This window comes from Sulfuriferula sp. GW1, assembly GCF_047300855.1.
In the GTDB taxonomy this organism is placed as follows: domain Bacteria; phylum Pseudomonadota; class Gammaproteobacteria; order Burkholderiales; family Sulfuriferulaceae; genus Sulfuriferula.
Genome location: NZ_CP170197.1, coordinates 2038472 through 2061129 on the forward strand (window position 1 = coordinate 2038472; position 22658 = coordinate 2061129).

Below are 22658 nucleotides of genomic sequence, written 5' to 3' on the forward strand. Positions count from 1 at the left end.
CTACCATGGCTACCCATTCCGCAATCAATACGCTCATTGAGCTGGCCACGAAAGACAGTGATGAGGCTGCGAAACGTCTGGGTATGGCTATTCGCGCCTGCGAGGAAGCCGAACAGAAGCTCGCGCTATTGCTGCAATACCGCGATGACTACGCGGCGCGCTGCCAGTCCGATCTGTCGGCAGGTTTAACCGCCGCCGGATACCATAATTTCCGCGTGTTTCTGGAAAAACTGGACAGTGCCATCGCCGGACAGCGTGAAGTCATACGCGAAGCACAAAAACTTGCCGATAAGGCACGCAGCGTCTGGCAGGAATGCGAACGCAAACGCATGTCGTTCGGTGCGCTGGACAACCGTGCCAAAAAGCAGGCTCAACAATACGAAACCCGGCGTGATCAGAAGCTCACAGACGAACATGCCACCCGGAAAACGCTCTACAAACGGTAGGACAAGATGACCATGACTCCGACAAGCTCCGTGCAATCCCAGACCAGTCCTGCACCCGCAGCCAAACAAGCCGGTAGCGCCCCTGCAGAAGTCCCTTTTAACCAGGTGCTCTCGGGCGAAATGGCGAACCGGCGAGACTCTGCCAGCGCGGACAATTCGGCTAATCAAACAACTGACAACAAGGGCGTCCCGGATCAACAGGCCACGACCACAACCCCGGGCGCCAAAGTAACCAAACCTGCAGAAACAGCGGATGCCAAACTCAAGAACGGCGAAGACAGTGCAGACAGTAATGCTGCTCCGGCGGTATCCGTTGACCTGATGGCGCTGGTGGCCAATCTCAGCCAGGCACCGGCAAAATCATCCAACACTGGTATATCCCAGCCCGAGCCGGATGCCCCCGCCGCTATCGGCATTGGCAAAGGCACGGGATCTGCACAGAGCATCCTGCAGAAATCCAGGATTGCGGCGCAGCTGGATGGATCGACAGAAAATACGCCCGCACTCAAGCCGGAGATGGCTTTGACTGCTCCAGTCAAACAGACAGGCGAATTAAAGCTGGCGCTTGATCCGGCGACCTTGAAACTCGAGCCCGCCAAGCTGCAGGATGTTCCGCTGAATACGACTCCCGCAGGGTTGGCGCCATTACAACAGGCTTCGCTCAATATCGCGCAGGCGATCACCGGACTGCCCGGTGAAAAGCTGACGCCCAAAGTAGGCACGCCCGCATGGGATCAAGCACTCGGACAAAAAATCGTGTGGATGGCGGCGGGCTCCCAGCAGAGCGCATCGCTCACCCTCAATCCGCCGGATCTGGGGCCGCTGCAAGTGGTATTGCATGTCACCAATGACCAGGCCAATGCAACGTTTATTTCGGCGCACCCTGATGTTCGTCACGCCCTCGAAGCCGCTCTGCCCAAGCTGCGCGAAATGATGGGGGATGCCGGGATTCAGTTAGGTCAAAGCACGGTAAGCGCGGGGACGCCCAATCAGCAAGATGCCCGCGGCGAATTTTCCCGGCATGCCTCACCCGGTTTCCGCGATGCAGACGGCGCCGTCGACACCACCATCCAGTCCGGACACGCTCAAATAAGGGTGACCGGTCTGGGCACGGTCGATACTTTCGCGTAAGCGCATCTCCGCACAAGACAATAGACATGGATATGCGCCCACTTCCCCCCTCTTTTCTTTGCATCCAGTTTTGTATTTTTTCTCAATAATGAACACACCCGATATATTCATGCAGGACTAGAGGAACGAGAATGGCAAAAGCACCACCCAAACCCGAGCCGAAATCTGAAGCGAGTACCGAAGCACCAGCGGTCAAATCGAAGAAACCACTGTTCCTGATACTGGGTATTGCCGTGCTCGTATTGGGCGGCGGCGGTGCTGGCGCCTGGTATTTCACCCAGCCGAAAAGCGCCCAGCACGCCAAAGCCGAGCCACCCAAGCCGCCTGTGTTCATCAACATGGACGCGTTCACTGTCAACCTGCAGTCGGAAGACAGCGATAAGTTCCTGCAGACTGCCTTTACCCTGCAGGTAAAGGATGATGCTCAGGTTGAAATTATCAAATCGCATTTACCGCAAGTGCGCAGCCGCCTGCTATTACTGCTTTCCAGCCAGAAAGCCGCTGACATCCTGACCCCGGAAGGCAAGAACAAGCTTGCCCAGGAAATCGTCGCACAGGTTAACAAACCGTTTGAACCCAAAGGCACGCCCCAGACGGTTACCGGCGTGTTTTTCACTTCATTCGTGATTCAGTAGCATCATGTCGGATAGCTTTCTTTCCCAGGAAGAAGTCGATGCGCTGCTCAAGGGTGTCACCGGCGAACAGGATGAGGTGAAAGTAGCGGAAGATCCCTCCGCAGTGCGAACCTATAACCTGGCAACACAGGAACGCATCGTGCGCGGCAGGATGCCAACGCTGGAAATCATCAACGAACGTTTTGCGCGGCTGTTCCGGATCGGCCTGTTCAGCTTCCTGCGGCGCAGCGCGGAAGTGTCGGTGGGTCCGGTACGTGTATCCAAGTACAGCGAATTCATCCGCAATCTGATGGTGCCCACCAACCTTAATCTGGTGCAGATGAAACCATTGCGCGGCACCGCACTGATGGTGTTCGATCCGGGCCTGGTGTTTCTCCTGGTAGACAATCTGTTTGGCGGCGATGGGCGCTTTCACACCCGTGTCGAAGGGCGCGATTTCACCCAGACGGAACAGCGCATCATCCAGCGCATCCTGAATATCGTATTTGAAACTTACGCCAAATCCTGGGAATTTGTTTACCCGGTGGAATTCGAGTTCATCCGTTCCGAAATGAACACCCAGTTTGCCAACATCGCCACCCCCAATGAAGTGGTGGTGGCGACCACCTTCACCGTAGAGCTTGGCCCGGCCAGCGGCGAAATGCATTTTTGCACACCTTACTCGATGATCGAGCCCATCCGCGACATCCTCACCAGCAGCTTGCAGGGCGAGACGATGGAAGTGGACAAGCGCTGGACGCGCCTGATGACGCAACAGATCCAGATCGCGGAAGTCGAGATCGTCACCGATCTGGGTACTTCCAGGGTGACTTTGGGCGATATCCTGAACATGCGGGCAGGGGACGTGATTCCATTCACGATGCCCGACACTGTCATCGCAAAAGTCGACGATGTTCCGGTAATGGATTGCAGTTACGGAATACTCAACGGCCAGTATGCCTTACGCGTCGAGAAGCTTCTGACCCAGGGCACAAACGAATCCAATCAAGGAGAACAGCATGGCTGACAATGCAGATACCCAGACGATAGCCGAGGACGATTGGGGCGCGGCCATGGCCGAACAGGCCGTGGCCGAAACGGAAGCTGCTGCCTTGCAACCCCAGGCTGCGAGCCCGACCATATTCAAGGAATTCTCCGGACAGGGCATCAAGGGCGAAACCCACAACGATATCGACTTCATTCTCGATATTCCGGTCCAGCTCACCGTGGAACTGGGGCGCACCAAGATTGCAATTAAGAACCTGCTGCAACTGGCGCAAGGTTCGGTGGTTGAACTGGACGGACTGGCAGGCGAGCCCATGGATGTGCTGGTCAACGGCTGCCTGATCGCTCAGGGCGAAGTCGTCGTGGTCAACGACAAATTCGGCATCCGCCTGACCGATATCATCACGCCGTCCGAGCGAATTCGTAAACTCAACAAATGAAGCGTATCGCGTTCATTCCAGCCCTCTCCTTGTGGCTATCCTCCAGCGCCCACGCCGCTGTAGAAACCGGCGTTGCCCCGGCGGGCGGTCTTTTTCAGGTATTGCTGGGACTGGTGCTGGTACTTGGCCTGATGGCCGCCCTGGCCTGGGCGCTCAAGCGCTTCGGCGCGACGCGTGCGGCTGGTAGTGCGGTAATCAGAGTGGTGGGCGGCGTCAGCGTGGGCGGCCGCGAGCGTGTGCTCATCGTGGAAGCCGGGGATCAGTGGATCGTCATAGGCGTAGCTCCCGGACGTGTCAATGCGCTCGCCACCATGGCGCGCCAGGAAAACTCTGCACCCATGGCCGGCCCTGCCGCGAAAAATTTCGCCGGCTGGCTCAAGCAAACCATGGAAAAACGCAATGCCCAGTAACTCCCGGCACACCCACAACACCATGCGACAGCTTGCCCATACCACTTTACGCATCCTGAAATACCTGTTGCCTATGCTTTTGCTGGGCGTACCCATGCTGGCGGTTGCAGCAGATCCTGCCGGTTTGCAGGCATTCACCAGCACACCCACCCCCGGGGGCGGACAGGCTTACACGCTGAGCCTGCAAACCCTGCTGCTGCTGACAGCGCTGTCTTTCCTGCCTGCCGCTTTGCTGATGATGACCAGCTTCACACGCATCATTATCGTGCTGTCCTTGCTGCGCCAGGCGCTAGGCACCCAATCTGCGCCCCCCAATCAGGTGATGGTGGGACTCGCGCTGTTTCTTACGCTGTTCGTGATGGGCCCGGTATTTGACAAGATTTATACCGATGCATACCAGCCCTTGTCAGAGAACAAGATCACCATGACCCAGGCGCTGGACAGAGGCGTGGCACCATTGAAAACTTTCATGCTGAAGCAGACGCGCCAGGCCGATCTGGCCTTGTTTGTGAAACTCTCCAATGGCCCGGCTTTGCAAGGGCCGGAAGACGTGCCGCTGCGCGTGCTGATCCCCGCCTTCATCACCAGCGAATTGAAAACCGCCTTCCAGATTGGCTTCGCCATTTTCATTCCATTCCTGATCATCGACATGGTCGTGGCGAGCGTACTCATGTCCATGGGCATGATGATGGTGTCGCCGGCGATTGTCGCGCTACCGTTCAAACTGATGCTGTTTGTTCTGGTGGACGGCTGGCAACTGTTGCTGGGCTCGCTCGCCCAAAGTTTTTACTAAGGAAAACCGATGACCCCGGAAAGTGTCATGGCCCTAGGCCACCATGCCATGGAAGTCACCCTCATGGTTGCCGCACCCATGCTGCTGGTGGCACTCTGTATCGGCCTGGTCGTCAGTATTTTTCAGGCCGCAACGCAGATCAATGAAATGACGCTGTCGTTCATTCCAAAACTGGTGGGAATTTTCCTGGCCTTGATTGTTGCGGGACCATGGATGCTGTCCGTCATGCTCGATTACATGCGTGAAATATTTACCAGCATCCCCACCCTGGCAGGATAAATAAACAGAAAGGCAAAACTTAAGAAGCTTCCCCGAGTTTGCCTTTTGCCTTTTGCCTTTTGCCTTTTGCCTTTTGCCTTTTGCCTTTTGCCTTTTGCCTTTTGCCTTTTGCCTTTTGCCTTTTGCCTATTGCCTTTTGCCTTCTAATCAATGATTACTCTTACCAGCGCCGAACTGAATAACTGGATTGCGACATTGCTATGGCCGCTTACCCGGATTCTCGGGCTGATTGCCGTGGCCCCGGTGTTTGGAAATACCGGCGTACCGGTGCAGGTAAAGATCGGTATCGGGGTCATGCTCACGCTGATTGTGGCGCCCACCCTGCCCGCCTTGCCCACTGTTGACCCGATGTCTCTCCCGGGTCTTCTGATTCTCGTGCAGCAACTCATCATCGGGCTCGGCATGGGTTTTGCGATGCGTATCGTTTTTGCCGGCGTGGAAATGGCCGGGGCAATCACCGGTATGACAATGGGCCTGAGCTTTGCCAGTTTTTTCGACCCGCAGTCGCAAGGACAATCAAACTACATCAGTCAATTCATGGCACTGCTGGCAACACTGGCTTTCCTGGCGGTAAACGGTCATTTGCTTTTATTGTCGGTGCTGGCGCACAGCTTCTCAACTTTTCCCATTTCCGCTTCGCCCATGGGCGGTCAGTTATTCAAGCAGATAGCCGATTGGGGCGGAATCATTTTCAGCGCCGGCGTGCAGCTGTCACTGCCCATGGTGGCGGCTCTGCTTATCACCAACATTGCATTGGGGATACTGACCCGCGCTGCGCCTCAACTCAATCTGTTCGGTATCGGATTCCCGATCACCCTGACTATCGGATTTGTCGTCATCGGCCTTGCCTTGCCTTATCTGGCCACCCCGCTTGAGCGCCTGTTTCAGCAGGGCATAGAGATGGCCGCTCAGATTACAATGCCTGCAGTCAAAGTACCGTAAAGCGCAGTCCGGTCAAAACAATTCGATGTCGCCTTCGGCAGGCGCCGCGCTGGTCAGCTTGCCTGCCTGCAGCAATTTCTCGTAGGCGCATACCTGGTTGCGTCCGTTTTCCTTTGCAAAGTAGAGCGCCTGGTCCGCCTGACCAATAATAGTGGTCGGCAAGTCTTGTTCACTGATGGCCACTACGCCCACACTGGCCGTGATGCTCCCCACCTGGGGAAAATGATAGGACTCCACCGTTTTCCTGAAACGTTCCAGTACAGTCACGCCGAGGTCCAAACCGACATTTTTAAGCACCACTACGAATTCTTCTCCACCGTAGCGGTAAAGCTGATCATCATCACGAAAAGTACGCGTCATGATTTGCGCGAACAGCAGCAGCACTTCATCGCCGTATAGATGGCCGAACTGATCATTCACTTTTTTGAAGTGATCGATATCAAGAATGGCCAGGCAACACTGCTCTTCCTTGCTATCCGACACGCGGCGACCGGCACGGCGCGCTGACATGACCGCCATGATGCGCTCGTCAAAGGTTTTTCGGTTCAACAACCCGGTCAGGGTATCGTGCTCGTTGTCATTGATCAGTTTCAGGTAATTTTGATAAATATGCAGAAAGCTGGCCGCCACGGCCTGGTCTTTTTCAATATAGGCCTCATTCCGGACCGTCAAAAATCCGATGACGCCATTCAAACCGGTTATCGGGTGCACCACTCTCACCCCACCCCCTTCATCGGAAGATATCTGTTTTTCCCCGGTGCTAAAGCACTTCATCAGGTCCGCATCGTCTTCGACACAATGCGGGAGCTTATTTTCCGTTTCCGATTCCAAGCTTCGCTTGGCATCGAACTCGACCAGCAGCTTGAGTGAGTGCTTACCGGATTCCATGGATATTTCAAATAATCTGATTTGGCCTGCTGGAATGAGTTCCTGCAAGGTCTTGATCAGGCAGATTTCCAGTGAATGCTGGTCGCGCAGCGAAGTCAGCCTGACCACTGACTCGAGTAGATGTGAAGTGTTGTATTTCGCCATGCGCCGACTCCTTGAGTCTCCTGGAAATACCGGGGATTTTTGCAGAAATTTCCTCGATTATTTTTTTCGATTAAGCCAGTTCTTGCCTGTTTGACTGCCGAGGACTCTAAAATACTGTGCTCATATATCCATATTTTTCGCCCACGCGAGTGCTTGCAGGTGTTTCTGATTGACTTGTGTGGCGTCAATCTGCAACGAGGCTGCCAGCCTCCCGGCGCATCCGGCTCCTCGTTCACAGGCCTCTGCCAGAGCCAGAAAATCGCCATAGACACCTTCACGGGTCAGCAACGCCTGCGACATCGCTTCCGGCAGCTGAATTTTATCCAGCACTTCCCCCATCGAGATGCCCAGCAATCGATCCAGCAGGGAAAACAGCCCCGCTATAAACAGATTCTCTGTTTCGGCCTTGGGCAGGAAAGTGTCGCCAAGCAGTTCGGCGAATCGGCCACGGATAATGGCTGTCTGCATCAACAGCTGCGCAGATTTGCTCGTACCGGCAGTTGCCAGCAAAACTGAAAGCCAGCGATACAGCGGAGTATAGCCAAGCACTTGAACCGCATGACGCAGTGACTCTATCTCACAACCCAGACCAAAGCCTGCCGAATTGATATAACGCAACAATTTATAGGAAATGACGGGGTCACGTTTTAACACCAGCTCTATCTGTCGAACATCTGCGTTCTTCCTGACCATTTCCAGAAGCTGCACGATCAATATCTGTGAGGTATTCAGTCCTTTGGATGCGCTGTCCGGCCGGGACATCAACTGGAAAGGACCGGTGAGAAAATTAAAGCCCAGCGATACGCAAGCGTCGTAGTCCTGCCAGCTGGCAATATTCCGCGCCACTTTTTGCACAGGCAGGTTTTTGATCAGTGCATATTGCTTGGCCTGCACGGCAAAATCCGCCTTGCCACTCGATATATCGACGTGGGTAGCTATTGAAAAGAGCGCTTTGTCCGGTTCAATCGCACCCGGCCAGTGTAATGAAATGCCAAAACCGCGCTTGCGCAATGCCTGCAGCGCGGCAAATACTCCAGGCTCGGCGCAATCGCCCGCGTTCACTCCAAGCACAATATTTTCAGCGGGCAAGGCAGCGAGCGCATCGGAAAGAAGGAGCGCCGGCTCGGCTTCCAGAAACAGAATTTGATTGCCGATACGCCACGCAACCTGCTCGTTATTGGTTATTTCGGCAACCAATCGAGCCAGCTTATCGGGGTTTTCTGCTGCGAACCTGCAAGCATCGATTTCGGCCTGCTGCCACGCAAGCATGTATCCAGCTACGCACTGCCGGGCATCCAGCAGCGGTTCGCGCACGACAATATTCATTTCAGACATGGATAGTAAACATCGTATTGGGTAACTAATGACCCAGGCAGGGTATAGCCCGCAATTAGCCTTTGCCAAAAGGATACAATTTAACCGCGATGCAACAAGAAAGCAAAAGGCACCATTCAAGACTTTTCATTGATTCATTTCCTGCCTGGGGCATTTCTGCTTTTCTTTCTTGCCTATACTCAATGCGGCTTCTGCGGGTTAAAAAACTTTTTTGCCTGGTCAAAAGCCCAGGCTATCCAGCAGGTCGTCCACCTGGCTTTGGTCTGCAACTACGTCGCTATTTCCGGCAGGATTGATTTGCGGGCCATTAAGCAGTCCGTTGCCAGCATCGCGTCGCACCTCCGCGGAAGGCGGCGCATAGTCAATAAGCAGCTGTACGAGTTGCTGCTCCAGGTGATGCGCGAGCTCGGTCACTTTGCGAATCACCTGCCCGGTCAGATCCTGGAAATCCTGTGCCATCATGATATCCAGAAGTTGCTGCTTGGTTGCGCTGGTATCGTGGCGCATGTCAACCAGGCACTGCATGGTGAGTGTAGCCATGTCGCGATAATTTGACTCCGAGAAAGGCGCCTTGAGGATCGATTTCCAGCCATCCAGAACTTCGTTGGCACCCGCATCTATCCTCTCCTGCATGGGTATTGCGGCATCGGTGGCATTCAGGACGCGCTGCGCTGCCTGTTCGGTCATGCGTGCCACATAGTTCAGTCGTTCCCTGACATCGGGAATATCATGCGTCGCCTTTTCCAGAACCTTGTCGAAACCAAGTTCACGCAAATTCTCGTGCAGGCTGCGCGTCATCTGGCCGATGCGCGCCATGACCTCATCATGCGCGCCGGGACCGGCATTGGTAGCGTGACAAGCAACAGCATCCATTGCCACGTGTGGAAGAGGGGTCGTCACATCAGGCTCCCACTTTTTCGAGTTTCTCGAAAATCTTGGAGAGCTTCTCATCCAGCGTAGCGGCAGTGAACGGCTTGACCACATAACCATTGGCACCAGCTTGCGCCGCAGCGATAATGTTTTCCTTCTTTGCCTCGGCCGTGACCATCAGCACCGGCAGCTTGGATAACGCCGCATCTGCACGGATATTCTGCAACATGGTGAGACCATCCATGTTGGGCATGTTCCAGTCGGACACCACGAAATCGAAATTTCCGGACCTTAATTTGGCCAGTCCATCCACGCCATCCTCGGCCTCTTCTACATTGGAATAGCCCAACTCCTTGAGCAGGTTGCGCACGATGCGACGCATGGTTGAAAAATCATCAACAACCAGAAATTTGGTATTCGGATCAGCCATGAAATGCTCCATTAATTCTCATAAATCGTTTAAACGGTTATCGGCAATTGTTTATCAAACTTGAACGAAACCCACGCATTGACACGGGTCAGACTCGCAACGCGCGACTCGAATGCGCTGCAAAATAAGTCATCATTCTGCCGGGCAATTCCTGCAGCGGCCCCACCTCATGCGTGGCGCCAATGGCAATGGCTTCACGCGGCATCCCGAATACCACGCAGCTTGATTCATCCTGTGCAAAGTTATAAGCGCCGGCATTTCTCATTTCCAGCATTCCGGCTGCGCCATCCTTGCCCATGCCTGTGAGGATGACGCCCACCGCATTTTTTCCGGCGCTGATGGCTGCGGACCTGAATAGCACATCCACCGAAGGCCTGTGCCGGTTCACCGGCGGCCCCTGATCGAGCTTGGTGATGTAGTTGGCGCCGCTACGTGCGAGAAGCAAGTGAGAATGCCCCGGTGCGATATAGGCATGCCCCGGCAGAATCCGTTCGTCTCCTTCGGCTTCCTTGACGGATATCTTGCACAGCTTGTCGAGCCGGTTTGCAAATGAGCGGGTGAATCCCTCCGGCATGTGCTGGGTGATCAGGATACCGGGGCAGTCCGATGGCATCTGCATCAAAAATTCCTTGATGGCCTCCGTGCCGCCTGTGGACGCGCCGATAATAATGAGTTTTTCGCTACTGGTCAGGGGGTTTCGAATCGGCGCCAAGGGCCCTTCTAAGCCATGCACACCAGGAATAAGCGAACGGGGTTTGACCTTGGCGCGTGACGCAGTGCGAATTTTTTCCGCGATCAGGTCCGTATACTCGCGCATGCCACTCTGGATGGATAGCTTCGGTTTGGTCACGAAATCCACCGCGCCCAGTTCCAGCGCACGCATGGTGATTTCCGACCCGTTCTCGGTCAGCGACGACACCATGACTACCGGCATGGGGCGCAGCCGCATGAGTTTTTCGAGGAAATCCAGGCCGTCCATTTTCGGCATTTCCACGTCCAGCGTGAGCACATCGGGATTGGTCAGTTTGATCAGATCACGCGCGACTATGGGGTCAGGCGCCACACCTACCACTTCCATATCCCACTGGCTATTGATGATCTCGCTCATCACGCTGCGAATCAGTGCCGAATCATCGACGATCAGAACTTTTATTTTCATGCTGCCTGCTTTCCGGGCATCGCCCTGCTGGGTTCACGCATGGCGATCAGAAAAGATCGACATCGCCGCTTACCTCACTGGTTTTGAGGCGGCTTGCGTAGTCCTGCTCGCGCTTCACCAGCGTGTAGTTGTTGAGTTGTTTGAGTTTCTTGACCAGCACCTTTCCGGTACGCGGAAAGTAATACACTTTGCGCGGATGGACATCGTTCAAATCTTCGGCCGTGATTCGCACATTCTCGGCACGCAGATAGTCGCGGACGAACTGGGCATTGCGTTCACCCACGTTGATGGTGGTAAAACCGCGCAGCACATTGCCACCGCCAAACACCTTGGCTTCCAGGTTTTCGCGTCGTGCACCCGCTTTGAGCAGCTCGTTGATCAGCACTTCCATGGCATAGGCGCCATAACGCATCGATGCAGACAATGGACTGTCTGCGTCATTTCCGCTATCCGGCAACATGAAGTGGTTCATGCCGCCCACACCCGACACGCGATCACGAATGCACGCCGACACACAGGACCCCAGCACTGTGACAATCAGCATCTCCTTGCGGGTAAAGTAATATTCGCCCGGCAATATCTTGGCGGCCTCACAATCGAATGTCCGGTCGAAATAGACATTCGTGACCAACTGTTCTTCAAGCGCAGGATTCATTTGTCATTTCTCATGCCAGCTGCGCTGCGACGATGATCCAGCTCGTAGACGGTCTTGCCGCGCAGCCTGAACGCGTCGGTTGCGTACAGAAAATTTTCGGAGTGCCCAGCAAATAATAAACCTTGCGGCTTCATCAGAGGCGCAAAACGCGCAAGAATTTTTCCCTGGGTAGGCTTATCGAAATAAATCATTACGTTACGGCAGAATATAACGTCAAATGGCCCGGTGATCGGCCATGTATTTCCCAAAAGATTGAGCTGCTTGAACGTTACCAGCTGGCGCAGTTCGGGCCGCACTCTGACCAGCCCGGCCCGTTCACCTTTACCTTTCTGAAAAAATCGCCGGGTTCGCTCCTTCGCCATCTTGTCCAGCCTGTCGATGGGGTAAACCCCATTGGCTGCGGTCTGCAGCACGTTGGTATCGATATCCGTCGCCACGATCGTCACAGGGGGAGTGAGGGTATCAAAGGCTTCGCACATCGTCATGGCGATCGAATAGGGTTCTTCCCCGGTCGAACTGGCCGAACACCAGATCGTCAGGGGCCCCTGCATTTTTAGCGCATGCTCGGCCAGTATCGGGAAATGGTGCGCCTCACGGAAGAATGACGTCAGATTGGTGGTCAGGGCATTGGTGAACGCCTCCCATTCGTCGGCGCTGCGCCCGCTTTCCAGCGCATCGAGGTATTCCGTGAATGAGGTCATCCCCTTTGCCCGCAGGCGTCGCGCCAGACGGCTGTAGACCATCTCCTGCTTGCTTTCGCTCAGCGATATCCCGGCTTTCCGGTGAATCATGGCACGCACTCTGGCAAAATCGCGAGGCGTGAATTCGAATATCTTGTCGGGGTCCGACTTGTTTTGCAATGCAGCCTTCATGCTGAAATTTTCCTTAATGCCATGCCGGTTGCACCGAACAATGATTTACCAGAGAATCCGGCCCGGCGCGAAAGCCGGTCGGGTATCGTCGTATGCATACACTTCCCCAATCACCCCTGGCATGATGCCTGGGTCTAAAACTCCTCCCACGCTTCGTCGCTGCCGCCGCCGGTAGCTGTTTTTTTCGGCTTTGCAGCCGCTCTGGCAGGCACTCCCTTCAGTTTGGGCTTTACCTGTTTGTGCGAGACCGGAGTCTCATTGCGCGAACCGCTCATTGACTGCCCGCCCTCGCCCAGCTTGAAGATACTGACCACTTGCGCCAGATTGCCGGCCTGATCCTGTAGCGATTCGGAGGCCGCCGCCGCTTGTTCCACCAGGGCAGCGTTTTGCTGGGTGACTTCGTCCATCTGGCTCACGGCCTGGTTGATCTGCTCGATGCCGGAGGTTTGTTCCTGGCTGGCCGCGGCGATTTCGCCCATGATGTCGGTCACGCGTTTGACGCTTTCCAGTATCTCATTCATGGTCGCACCAGCCTGGTCGACCAGTTTGGTGCCGCCCTCTACCGTCTCCAGTGAGTCGCCAATCAAGATCTTGATTTCCTTTGCGGCACTCGCAGAGCGTTGCGCCAGGTTGCGCACTTCGCTGGCCACTACTGCAAAACCGCGTCCCTGTTCTCCCGCGCGCGCAGCTTCCACGGCTGCGTTCAATGCCAGGATGTTGGTCTGGAACGCGATGCCGTCGATCACACCGATGATGTCCGAGATTTTTTTGGATGAGGCATTGATCTCGCCCATGGTATTGACCACTTGCGCCACGACATTGCCGCCTTTGACTGCAATATCCGAGGCAGTGACTGCCAACTGGTTGGCCTGACGCGCATTGTCGGCGTTCTGTTTGACAGTGCTGGTGAGTTCTTCCATCGACGATGCGGTTTCTTCCAGGGAGGAACTGGCCTGTTCTTCGGTGCGCGACGACAGATCGAGGTTGCCGGCGGCAATCTGGCTGGAGGCGGTTGCGATGGTGTCGGTGCCGCTGCGCACCTGGCCGACAATTTTCGACAGGCTATTGTTCATGTCTTTGAGTGCTTGCAGCAGTTGACCCGTTTCATCCTTTGAAGTCACTTCGATGTGGCTGGTCAAGTCGCCGGCCGCCACCGTTTGGGCAACCTTCACCGCCTGGTTGATCGGACGGGTGATCGAACGCGTGATCAGCCAGGCCGCCAAGCCGCCCAGCAATACCGCAAGACCTGCCAGCATGAAAACCAGGATACGTGCCGAATGAGCGGCAGCCTCGGCGTCCTTCCCGGCAGTATTCATCAGGTCGCTCTGATACGCCAGCTGCGTATCCAAAGCATCAAAATAAGCCAACTGCTGTGCGCGCAACCCACCTAACAGCAACGCCTTGGCTTCGTCTTTCTGATTGCTGGCAATCAGCTTCATAAACTGATCTTGGCTGCTTACATATTGAGCACGCGCCTCGGTTAGCTTGCCGAACAATTCCTTACCCTGCTTGCTATCTATGCTTTTATCCAGCTTATCAAGAATATCGGCAATTTCCTTGCGCGAATGATCGATCCGCCCCACTTCTTTCCTGACCTGTTCCTCATCGGTCATGATAAGCGTATTGCGCATGGACCGCGCAATGATGTTTACCTCATCTTTCACGTGATGCATCTGAATGGTTTTCGGATAACGGTTATTGATCGTCCTGTCGAGATGTTCGCTCATGAGCAGAAAACGATTGATGCTGAGCGTTGCAACAAGGATCAGCAGCATCAATATCAACAGGAAACCCATGCTTAAGCGTGTGCCTATTTTCAGATCGGTTATCTTCATTTTCTTGCTTCTCCATTTATTGGAAATACTATTCACGTTACAAGACTGTTTAGTCCGGTTCCCCGTTGATACATAACTCAATAGAAATGGGTTATCTCTCTCCACTCTGAGCTGCCCGTATTCACGGACAAAACAGGTCAGCTTCGAGATTCAGAACTCTTCCCAGTCCTCGCTACTCCCGCCCCCGGCAGCCAGTTTCTTCGGCTTGGCCGCCAATCTGGCCGGCGCGGCCTTGGGCTTGGGTTTAACCTGGTTGTGCAATACCGGGATATCCATCTGCTGGCTATGGGATGTCTGGCTTCCTGTACCCAGATTGAACACGCTCACCGCCTGCGCCAGTTTGGCCGCCTGGTCCTGCAGGCTCTCGGCTGCAGCCGCGGCTTGTTCCACTAACGCGGCGTTCTGCTGGGTGGCTTCGTCCATCTGGCCTACGGCCTGGTTGACTTGTTCGATGCCGGAGCTCTGTTCCTGGCTGGCCGCGGCGATCTCGCTCATGATGTCGGTGACGCGTTTGACCGAGTTGACGATTTCTTCCATGGTCTTGCCGGCTTCGTCTACCAGTTTGCCGCCTACGTCGACTTTGTCGACGGAGTCTTCGATCAATGATTTGATTTCTTTGGCGGCCCCGGCACTGCGTTGCGCCAGGTTGCGTACTTCGGCGGCCACCACGGCAAAGCCGCGTCCCTGTTCGCCGGCTCGCGCGGCTTCGACTGCTGCGTTCAGGGCCAGGATGTTGGTCTGGAAGGCGATGCCGTCGATGACGCTGATGATGTCGGCGATCTTGCGCGAGCTGTCTTTGATGGAGGTCATGGTGTCTACCACTTGCCCTACTACTTTGCCGCCCTTGACGGCAACATCTGAGGCAGAGACCACGAGCTGGTTGGCCTGGCGGGCGTTCTCGGCGTTCTGTTTGACGGTGCTGGTGAGTTCTTCCATGGAGCTGGCGGTCTCTTCCAGGGAGCTGGCCTGCGATTCGGTGCGCGCCGACAGGTCGGCGTTGCCGGAGGCGATCTGGCGTGAGGCAACGGCAATGGTCTCGGTGGACTGGCGGATATCGCCTATGGTCAGGGTCAAATGCTCGCGCATCGCGTTCATGGTAAACAGCAGGCTGCTGCTGTCGCCTCTTGCCACGGTAATTTCCCTGGAGAAATCCCCGACCGAAATCGCTTGCGCCACTTCGACTGCATAGACCGGCTCGCCACCTAATAGATGCATGATGTGACGGATCAGCCAGTAGACGATCGCCGCGCCTACGACCAGCGCTGCCAGCATCAACACCAGCGCAGTAATAAGCATGCGCTGGCTGAAAGCGGCCATCTCGGCTTTGGTGTTTTCAACTGCGGTTTTCTTGGCCTTGATGTAGTCCTGCAAACGCTCCCGCATCTTGCGCCAGACTGGGGTATCTTCCTTACTGACTGCTTCGATGGCGGCGGCCTGGTTCGTGGTTGCGAGAGACGTGATTTTTGCCTGGATCGGGATTTGCTGCTCGCGCAAGGCCGCAACCTCTTCAAGAACTTTCAGGTCTGCCGGATCATTTATTGCCAGAGACAAGGCTTTTTGATTGGTTTCCTTGAATTCATTGCCGGCCATGTTCAGTTGCTGAAAAGCAGGTTTGTTACCCGGATCCATTACAATGCTGCGCAACCCCTGTCCCATTTGCAGACCCTGAGCGTAAAGGTTGGTTGCGGCTTGCGCGAGAGCCAGATCATGTGCCAGAAAGCTCTCGAAGCGGTTCTTGGTGCTCTGCATTCCTGTCAATGCCACGCCAATCGCCACGCTGAACAGCAGGAACACCAGGCCCATGCTCACAATGATTTTGGTTTTTAACTTCATATTCATGTATGAAAATCCCGTATTAATCCAAATTTAATTTACCGTTACCGGGATTCATGCTCCTGGCGCACACGCCCTGATCCAATTTCCGATACCGCCCTGCTTATTCGCATGGCTTACTTTTTTATCGACATCCGGGAGCGGGAACTTGAGGAGAAAACGGGAATATTGTGTGGACGTATGCAAACTGGGCGGCGCCCACCAAACCGATGCGCATCGTTCATTAATCCGCGTCGTGTCACGCAAACTAATGAACCATAAGGGTGGGTCAGGGAAGTCTGAAAGCGGCGCAAAAAAATTCGGCGCCGCTTGATATGCCAACTCTTGTTGCGGGAATAGCCTGAGTTGGGCGTCGGTCAACTTACTTGCTCAAAACCCTTCCCAGTCTCCACCTCCGCCACCGGCAGCCAGTTTCTTGGGCCTTGCGCCCAGCTTGGTGGGCACTCCCTTCAGTGTTTGGCGTTCACTGTTGCGCGTGACTGCAATATCGTTGTTCGAACTTCTTATAGCCTGGCCACCCTCGCCCAGCTTGAAGATACTGACCACTTGCGCCAGTTTGCCGGCCTGATCCTGCAGCGATTCAGAGGCCGCCGCAGCCTCTTCCACCAGAGCAGCGTTTTGCTGGGTGACTTCGTCCATCTGGCCTACGGCCTGATTGACCTGCTCAATGCCGGAGCTTTGTTCCTTGCTTGCATTGGCAATGCCGCTCATGATTTCCGTCACCAATTCCACCGAGGTGACAATATCGTCCATGGTCTCACCGGCTTCGTCCACCAGCTTGCTGCCCATATCCACTTTTTCCACAGAATCGCCAATCAATATCTTGATTTCCTTGGCGGCTCCGGCAGAACGTTGCGCAAGGTTCCGGACTTCTGCCGCCACCACTGCGAAACCGCGGCCTTGTTCACCCGCACGCGCAGCTTCCACAGCAGCGTTCAATGCCAATATGTTGGTCTGGAAGGCAATGCCATCGATCACGCCGATGATGTCGGATATCTTGCGGGAACTGGCCTTGATGGAAGCCATGGTGTGAACCACTTGACCTACAACATGACCGCCCTTGACTGCAAATTCGGATGTGGACATCACCAGCTGATTGGCATGGCGCGCATGTTCGGCATTCTGTTTGACAGTGCTGGTGAGTTCTTCCATCGACGATGCGGTTTCTTCCAGCGAGCTGGCCTGTTCTTCGGTGCGCGACGACAGGTCGAGGTTGCCGGCGGCGATCTGGCTGGTAGCGGTCGCGATGGTGTCGGTGCCGCTGCGCACCTGACTGACGATCTTCGACAAACCGTCGTTCATCTCTTTGAGGGCTTGCAGCAGTTGACCCGTTTCATCCTTTGAAGTCACTTCGATGCGGCTGGTCAAGTCGCCGCCCGCCACCGTTTGGGCAATCTTCACCGCCCGATTGATCGGATGGGTAATTGAACGCGTGATCAGCCACGCAACTAATGCTCCTAGAAGCAGAGCAAAAGCTGTTAAACCCAACATTACCCTATGGATACTATTAAAGGATTGTTCGGCGTCTTTACGCGTTTGCTCATTCAGTTGTTTCTTAATATCCAATAACTTTTCAACCTCGGCCAGCCAATTTCTCGTGGCCGGCTCCGCTTGCGTCACAAGTAGAGTAAGCGCTTCCGTTTTTTTCCCCTGGGTTGCCAATGCAATAACCTGATCAATCAACGGAATTGCCGCTTCCTGCGAAGCCTCAATTTTAAACACCTGCGCCTTCTCAACCTCAGGAGTGCCCGACAACTCGTTGAACATCTTCTCCAGTTTGGCTTCAGCCTCTACAGATTGAGCACGCGCCACTTCGATTTTGCTGCGTTCCTTATCGAGATCGGTCGGATCAGTAAGGAGCATCATGTTACGGATAGAACTCGATATGTCCCGCACTCGGCTGTTGACAGTATTTGCCAATGCCAATTCGCGGTTATTCACGTTGACAATAGCATCCAGATTCCCCTGGATTTTATCCATCTCCGTGATGCTTTCATCTGCTATAAAAAACAAAAGCACCAGTATCAAGCCAAACCCTATAGCCAAACGCGAACCGATTTTAAAATTTGCCAGTAACATTTTCATTTTAATACCCTCATTTTATTAATAGAAAATTCAGAATCAAACTTTCCAAAAGGGAGTATAAAAATGCTGCTACCGTGATTCACCCTCCCCTTGGAAATCCAAAGACAAGCTTTCTATCGATACAAGCTTCCAGAAAAACTCTGCTTTTTTTCAAAACCTCGCCTTTTTCATGCAATCCGTAACAATCCAAAATATTAAATTTTTGCTTGATACTCAGCCATCCACACTCTGACCTGCCTGTATTCACGGACAGAACAGGTCAGCTTCGAGATTCAGAACTCTTCCCAGTCCTCGCTACTCCCGCCCCCGGCAGCCAGTTTCTTCGGCTTGGCAGCTGCTCTGACCGGCGCGGCCTTGGGCTGGGGTTTAACCTGGTTGTGCAATACCGGGATATCCATCTGCTGGCTATGGGATGTCTGGCTTCCTGTACCCAGATTGAACACGCTCACCGCCTGCGCCAGTTTGGCCGCCTGGTCCTGCAGGCTCTCGGCTGCAGCCGCGGCTTGTTCCACTAACGCGGCGTTCTGCTGGGTGGCTTCGTCCATCTGGCCTACGGCCTGGTTGACTTGTTCGATGCCGGAGCTCTGTTCCTGGCTGGCCGCGGCGATCTCGCTCATGATGTCGGTGACGCGTTTGACCGAGTTGACGATTTCTTCCATGGTCTTGCCGGCTTCGTCTACCAGTTTGCCGCCTACGTCGACTTTGTCGACGGAGTCTTCGATCAATGATTTGATTTCTTTGGCGGCCCCGGCACTGCGTTGCGCCAGGTTGCGTACTTCGGCGGCCACCACGGCAAAGCCGCGTCCCTGTTCGCCGGCTCGCGCGGCTTCGACTGCTGCGTTCAGGGCCAGGATGTTGGTCTGGAAGGCGATGCCGTCGATCACGCTGATGATGTCGGCAATCTTGCGCGAGCTGTCTTTGATGGAGGTCATGGTGTCGACCACTTGGCCTACCACTTTGCCGCCCTTGACGGCGACATCGGAGGCAGAGACCACCAGCTGGTTGGCCTGACGGGCGTTCTCGGCGTTCTGTTTGACGGTGCTGGTGAGTTCTTCCATGGAGCTGGCGGTCTCTTCCAGCGAGCTGGCTTGCGATTCGGTGCGCGCCGACAGGTCGGCGTTGCCGGAGGCGATCTGGCGTGAGGCGACGGCAATGGTCTCGGTGCCGGTGCGGATCTCACCTACCGCTTTTGCCAGCCCTTGACTGATGCCGTTCATCGCATGCATCAGCTGCCCGATTTCATCCTTATTCTTGACTGTCACGCTTGCAGTTAAATCGCCGCTGGCAAGAAGCTCTGCTGCCTCTTTAGCCATGCCAAGTGGCGTGGTAACGACGCGACGCACGAAAAAGTACAACGCCACCGCAAAGCCGAGCAATGCGATGATGCCGAACATTACGGACAGATTACGCAACTGCACAACCTCTTTCGTAATCTCATCGGTAAAGGCGACGCCTGCAATGAGCCAGTTCCATTCCTTATTGGTCCGATACACAACAAATTCTTCACGCTGCGATGACGCGGAAACAAAGCGCAACGTTCCCTGCTGCGATTCCAGCATTTCCTGGACAGGCTCATGACCATGGATATCTTTGTTGCCAAGGATATTCTCTTCTTCACCGGGAGGAGATACCAGCAGCGAGCCTCGGCCATCACCTTGTTTCGCATCTAATACATAAAAATATCCGGTCTTACCAATTTTTAATGCTTTGATTTTTTGTTGCAGCGCCGCTACCTCGGTAGATATATTGACGCCTACATAAAGTACGCCGATAACTTTCTGCTCTGCGTCTTTGATTGGAATGTATTCGGTGACAAAAGGTTTGCCAAACAATATGGCCAGTCCACGATAAGTCTCTCCGGCCATGAGCGTTGAATAACCCGGATGTTTTCGGTCGAGCATGGTACCGACTGCCCGTTGCCCATTATCCTTTTTTAACGACGTCGAGATACGGACAAAATCTTCATTTTTTTTGATGAAAATCGTAGCGGAAGCCCCCGTTTTCTTCAAAAATTCATCAACCGGGGCAAAATTCAGATTGAGCACGTTGGTTCCATCTTTCAAGGCAGCCGTTGTCGTGCCTGCTGCATCAATCTGTTGCGAATTATCGATGGAAAACTGCCCGGAAAAACTAGCGGCGAACATCTTGGAAAACTTTTCCACGCTACCTAGCTCTGCATGATTGAACATCTCAATCATGTTTTCCACGCCTTGGGCATCGTTTGATACAGAAGCAATCTCACGTTTTTCCAGAATCGTCGAAACCGAGTACCCGATGAAGAAAATAAAAGCTGCAAATATGGCTGTTACCAGGGAAAACGTGAAAACGGTAATCTTTGTGCCAACATTGAAGTTTCGAAATGATTCAAGGTATTTATTCATGGTACTAACCTGCTCCTAATTACTTGTTTATGCGATGTCCGCTAGGCGTTTATTGGTTGCTCCAACCACCACCGAACTAGATTCCATTTTCAGCATTATTTATCAACAGAACGGCTTCAAAGGTCTAAAACTCCTCCCACTCCTGACTACCCCCACCACCCCCAGCAGCCAGTTTCTTCGGCTTGGCAGCCAATCTGGCCGGCGCAGCCTTGGGCTGGGGTTTAACCTGGTTGTGCAATACCGGGATATCCATCTGCTGGCTATGGGATGTCTGGCTTCCTGTACCCAGATTGAACACGCTCACCGCCTGCGCCAGTTTGGCCGCCTGGTCCTGCAGGCTCTCGGCTGCAGCCGCGGCTTGTTCCACTAACGCGGCGTTCTGCTGGGTGGCTTCGTCCATCTGGCCTACGGCCTGGTTGACTTGTTCGATGCCGGAGCTCTGTTCCTGGCTGGCCGCGGCGATCTCGCTCATGATGTCGGTGACGCGTTTGACCGAGTTGACGATTTCTTCCATGGTCTTGCCGGCTTCGTCTACCAGTTTGCCGCCTACGTCGACTTTGTCGACGGAGTCTTCGATCAATGATTTGATTTCTTTGGCGGCCCCGGCACTGCGTTGCGCCAGGTTGCGTACTTCGGCGGCCACCACGGCAAAGCCGCGTCCCTGTTCGCCGGCTCGCGCGGCTTCGACTGCTGCGTTCAGGGCCAGGATGTTGGTCTGGAAGGCGATGCCGTCGATGACGCTGATGATGTCGGCGATCTTGCGCGAGCTGTCTTTGATGGAGGTCATGGTGTCTACCACTTGCCCTACTACTTTGCCGCCCTTGACGGCAACATCTGAGGCAGAGACCACGAGCTGGTTGGCCTGGCGGGCGTTCTCGGCGTTCTGTTTGACGGTGCTGGTGAGTTCTTCCATGGAGCTGGCGGTCTCTTCCAGGGAGCTGGCCTGCGATTCGGTGCGCGCCGACAGGTCGGCGTTGCCGGAGGCGATCTGGCGTGAGGCAACGGCAATGGTCTCGGTGGACTGGCGGATATCGCCTATGGTCATGGTCAGGTTTTCGCGCATCGCATTCATGGTAAACAGCAGGCTGGTAGTGTCACCTCGTGCAAGGGCAATTTCGCGCGAAAAATCTCCAGCAGAGATGGCGTGCGCTACTTCGACTGCATAGACGGGTTCTCCCCCTAGCAGCTGCATGATGTGACGGATCAGCCAGAATGCGATTCCTGCGCCCACGAGCACGGCTACGAACATCAGCGCCAAGGTGATCATCAGCATACGATGACTGAAGGCAATCATCTCCGCATTGGTGTCTTTTACGGCGGCGTTTTTGACCTTGATGTAGTCTTGCAGGCGCTCCCGCATTTTGCGCCACACCGGAGTTTCTTCCTTACTGACTACCTCTATGGCCGCAGGCTGGTTCGTGGATGCTAGAGATATGATTTTTGCCTGAATCGGGATCTGCTGCTCGCGCAAGGCCGCCACTTCTTCCATGACTTTCCGATCCGATGGATCAAGTTGGTCCATCGCCAAAACTATTTGATTTGTTTTCTTGAACTCTTCGCTTGCTGAATCCAAATTCTTATAGGCAGCTTTGTTAGCTGGATCAATCACAATATTGCGCATCGCTTGACCCATTTGCAGCCCTTGGGCATACAAATTGGTTGCATCACGTGCAAGCGCAAGGTCATGTTCCAGGAAGCTCTCGAACCGGCTCTTGGTACTCTGCATCCCCGTCAACGCCACGCCAATCGCGATGCCGAAAACCAGGAACACCAGGCCCATGCTCAAAACGATCTTGGTTTTTAATTTCATATTCATGTTTGCAAATCCCTTCTATCCAAATTTATCTACGGTTATAGGGATTTTCGGCCTGGCATTTACAACCAGACACCTTCTCCGATATCCACCTACTTATCCGGCAAGTCTTACTTTTTTATCGACACGCACGAGACGTAACTTGAGCGGAAAACGGGAATATAGTGCTGTCGTATTCAGGCTGTTGCGGATGGTTCATGAATCTGCGTCACATCACGCAAATTCATGAACTGTCACGGTCAGATTGGTCTACAGGAAATAGCGCGATGGAAAACCTCAGCGCAATTTAATATCGCGT

The 22658-nt window shown here is 54.3% G+C and carries 21 protein-coding genes; 9 read left to right on the plus strand and 12 right to left on the minus strand.

Going from position 1 to position 22658, the window contains the following annotated elements; translation table 11 throughout:
• The first annotated feature begins 5 nt into the window (after positions 1–5).
• The 9 genes from fliJ (at position 6) to fliR (ending at position 6060) form a co-directional block, all read left to right on the plus strand.
• A complete protein-coding gene (fliJ, locus tag ACFDAU_RS09975) occupies positions 6–446 on the plus strand; it encodes a flagellar export protein FliJ (protein WP_413436782.1) in 441 nt (146 codons plus the stop codon).
• Between the two features lie 12 nt (positions 447–458).
• A complete protein-coding gene (locus tag ACFDAU_RS09980) occupies positions 459–1577 on the plus strand; it encodes a flagellar hook-length control protein FliK (protein ID WP_413436783.1) in 1119 nt (372 codons plus the stop codon).
• A gap of 131 nt (positions 1578–1708) precedes the next feature.
• On the plus strand, positions 1709–2212 hold the full coding sequence (gene fliL / locus ACFDAU_RS09985; protein WP_413436784.1) for a flagellar basal body-associated protein FliL: 504 nt from the start codon (positions 1709–1711) through the stop codon (positions 2210–2212).
• Between the two features lie 4 nt (positions 2213–2216).
• Positions 2217–3218 carry a flagellar motor switch protein FliM gene (fliM, locus tag ACFDAU_RS09990; RefSeq protein ID WP_413436785.1) on the plus strand — a complete coding sequence of 334 codons (1002 nt, stop codon included), beginning with the start codon at positions 2217–2219 and terminating at the stop codon, positions 3216–3218.
• Positions 3211–3636 carry a flagellar motor switch protein FliN gene (gene fliN, locus ACFDAU_RS09995; RefSeq protein ID WP_413436786.1) on the plus strand — a complete coding sequence of 142 codons (426 nt, stop codon included), beginning with the start codon at positions 3211–3213 and terminating at the stop codon, positions 3634–3636. Before fliM ends, fliN begins: the two co-directional genes overlap by 8 nt.
• Positions 3633–4046, plus strand: a complete 414-nt coding sequence (gene fliO, locus ACFDAU_RS10000) for a flagellar biosynthetic protein FliO (RefSeq protein ID WP_413436787.1) — start codon at positions 3633–3635, stop codon at positions 4044–4046. Before fliN ends, fliO begins: the two co-directional genes overlap by 4 nt.
• A 73-nt stretch (positions 4047–4119) precedes the next feature.
• Entirely contained in the window at positions 4120–4839 is a 720-nt protein-coding gene (gene fliP, locus ACFDAU_RS10005; RefSeq protein ID WP_413439533.1) for a flagellar type III secretion system pore protein FliP, read from the plus strand.
• Positions 4840–4848: 9 nt separating this feature from the next.
• A complete protein-coding gene (fliQ, locus tag ACFDAU_RS10010) occupies positions 4849–5118 on the plus strand; it encodes a flagellar biosynthesis protein FliQ (protein ID WP_413436788.1) in 270 nt (89 codons plus the stop codon).
• Positions 5119–5268: 150 nt separating this feature from the next.
• Positions 5269–6060 carry a flagellar biosynthetic protein FliR gene (fliR, locus tag ACFDAU_RS10015; RefSeq protein WP_413436789.1) on the plus strand — a complete coding sequence of 264 codons (792 nt, stop codon included), beginning with the start codon at positions 5269–5271 and terminating at the stop codon, positions 6058–6060.
• Between the two features lie 12 nt (positions 6061–6072).
• On the opposite strand, the gene ACFDAU_RS10020 is transcribed toward fliR, so the two are convergent.
• The 12 genes from ACFDAU_RS10020 to ACFDAU_RS10075 form a co-directional block, all read right to left on the minus strand.
• The gene (locus ACFDAU_RS10020; protein WP_413436790.1) at positions 6073–7092 is read right to left on the minus strand and encodes a GGDEF domain-containing protein; all 1020 of its coding nucleotides are present in this window, start codon (positions 7090–7092) and stop codon (positions 6073–6075) included.
• A 120-nt stretch (positions 7093–7212) separates the two neighbouring features.
• A complete protein-coding gene (locus ACFDAU_RS10025; RefSeq protein WP_413436791.1) occupies positions 7213–8547 on the minus strand; it encodes an EAL and HDOD domain-containing protein in 1335 nt (444 codons plus the stop codon).
• Positions 8548–8646: 99 nt separating this feature from the next.
• A complete protein-coding gene (gene cheZ, locus ACFDAU_RS10030; RefSeq protein ID WP_413439534.1) occupies positions 8647–9300 on the minus strand; it encodes a protein phosphatase CheZ in 654 nt (217 codons plus the stop codon).
• A gap of 28 nt (positions 9301–9328) precedes the next feature.
• Positions 9329–9727: a chemotaxis response regulator CheY gene (cheY, locus tag ACFDAU_RS10035; RefSeq protein WP_413436792.1), complete on the minus strand. Its 399-nt coding sequence runs from the start codon at positions 9725–9727 to the stop codon at positions 9329–9331.
• Positions 9728–9815: 88 nt separating this feature from the next.
• Positions 9816–10886, minus strand: coding sequence for a protein-glutamate methylesterase/protein-glutamine glutaminase (locus tag ACFDAU_RS10040; protein ID WP_413436793.1), 1071 nt, complete (start codon positions 10884–10886; stop codon positions 9816–9818).
• Between the two features lie 46 nt (positions 10887–10932).
• Entirely contained in the window at positions 10933–11541 is a 609-nt protein-coding gene (gene cheD, locus ACFDAU_RS10045) for a chemoreceptor glutamine deamidase CheD (RefSeq protein WP_413436794.1), read from the minus strand.
• The gene (locus ACFDAU_RS10050; RefSeq protein ID WP_413436795.1) at positions 11538–12413 is read right to left on the minus strand and encodes a CheR family methyltransferase; all 876 of its coding nucleotides are present in this window, start codon (positions 12411–12413) and stop codon (positions 11538–11540) included. Before ACFDAU_RS10050 ends, cheD begins: the two co-directional genes overlap by 4 nt.
• Before the next feature lie 134 nt (positions 12414–12547).
• Positions 12548–14248 carry a methyl-accepting chemotaxis protein gene (locus ACFDAU_RS10055; RefSeq protein WP_413436796.1) on the minus strand — a complete coding sequence of 567 codons (1701 nt, stop codon included), beginning with the start codon at positions 14246–14248 and terminating at the stop codon, positions 12548–12550.
• A gap of 150 nt (positions 14249–14398) precedes the next feature.
• The gene (locus ACFDAU_RS10060) at positions 14399–16081 is read right to left on the minus strand and encodes a methyl-accepting chemotaxis protein (RefSeq protein WP_413439535.1); all 1683 of its coding nucleotides are present in this window, start codon (positions 16079–16081) and stop codon (positions 14399–14401) included.
• A gap of 369 nt (positions 16082–16450) precedes the next feature.
• Positions 16451–18166: a methyl-accepting chemotaxis protein gene (locus ACFDAU_RS10065; protein ID WP_413436797.1), complete on the minus strand. Its 1716-nt coding sequence runs from the start codon at positions 18164–18166 to the stop codon at positions 16451–16453.
• Between the two features lie 272 nt (positions 18167–18438).
• Positions 18439–20547: a Cache 3/Cache 2 fusion domain-containing protein gene (locus ACFDAU_RS10070; protein WP_413436798.1), complete on the minus strand. Its 2109-nt coding sequence runs from the start codon at positions 20545–20547 to the stop codon at positions 18439–18441.
• Positions 20548–20671: 124 nt separating this feature from the next.
• Positions 20672–22357, minus strand: a complete 1686-nt coding sequence (locus tag ACFDAU_RS10075; protein ID WP_413439536.1) for a methyl-accepting chemotaxis protein — start codon at positions 22355–22357, stop codon at positions 20672–20674.
• Positions 22358–22658: the final 301 nt, after the last annotated feature.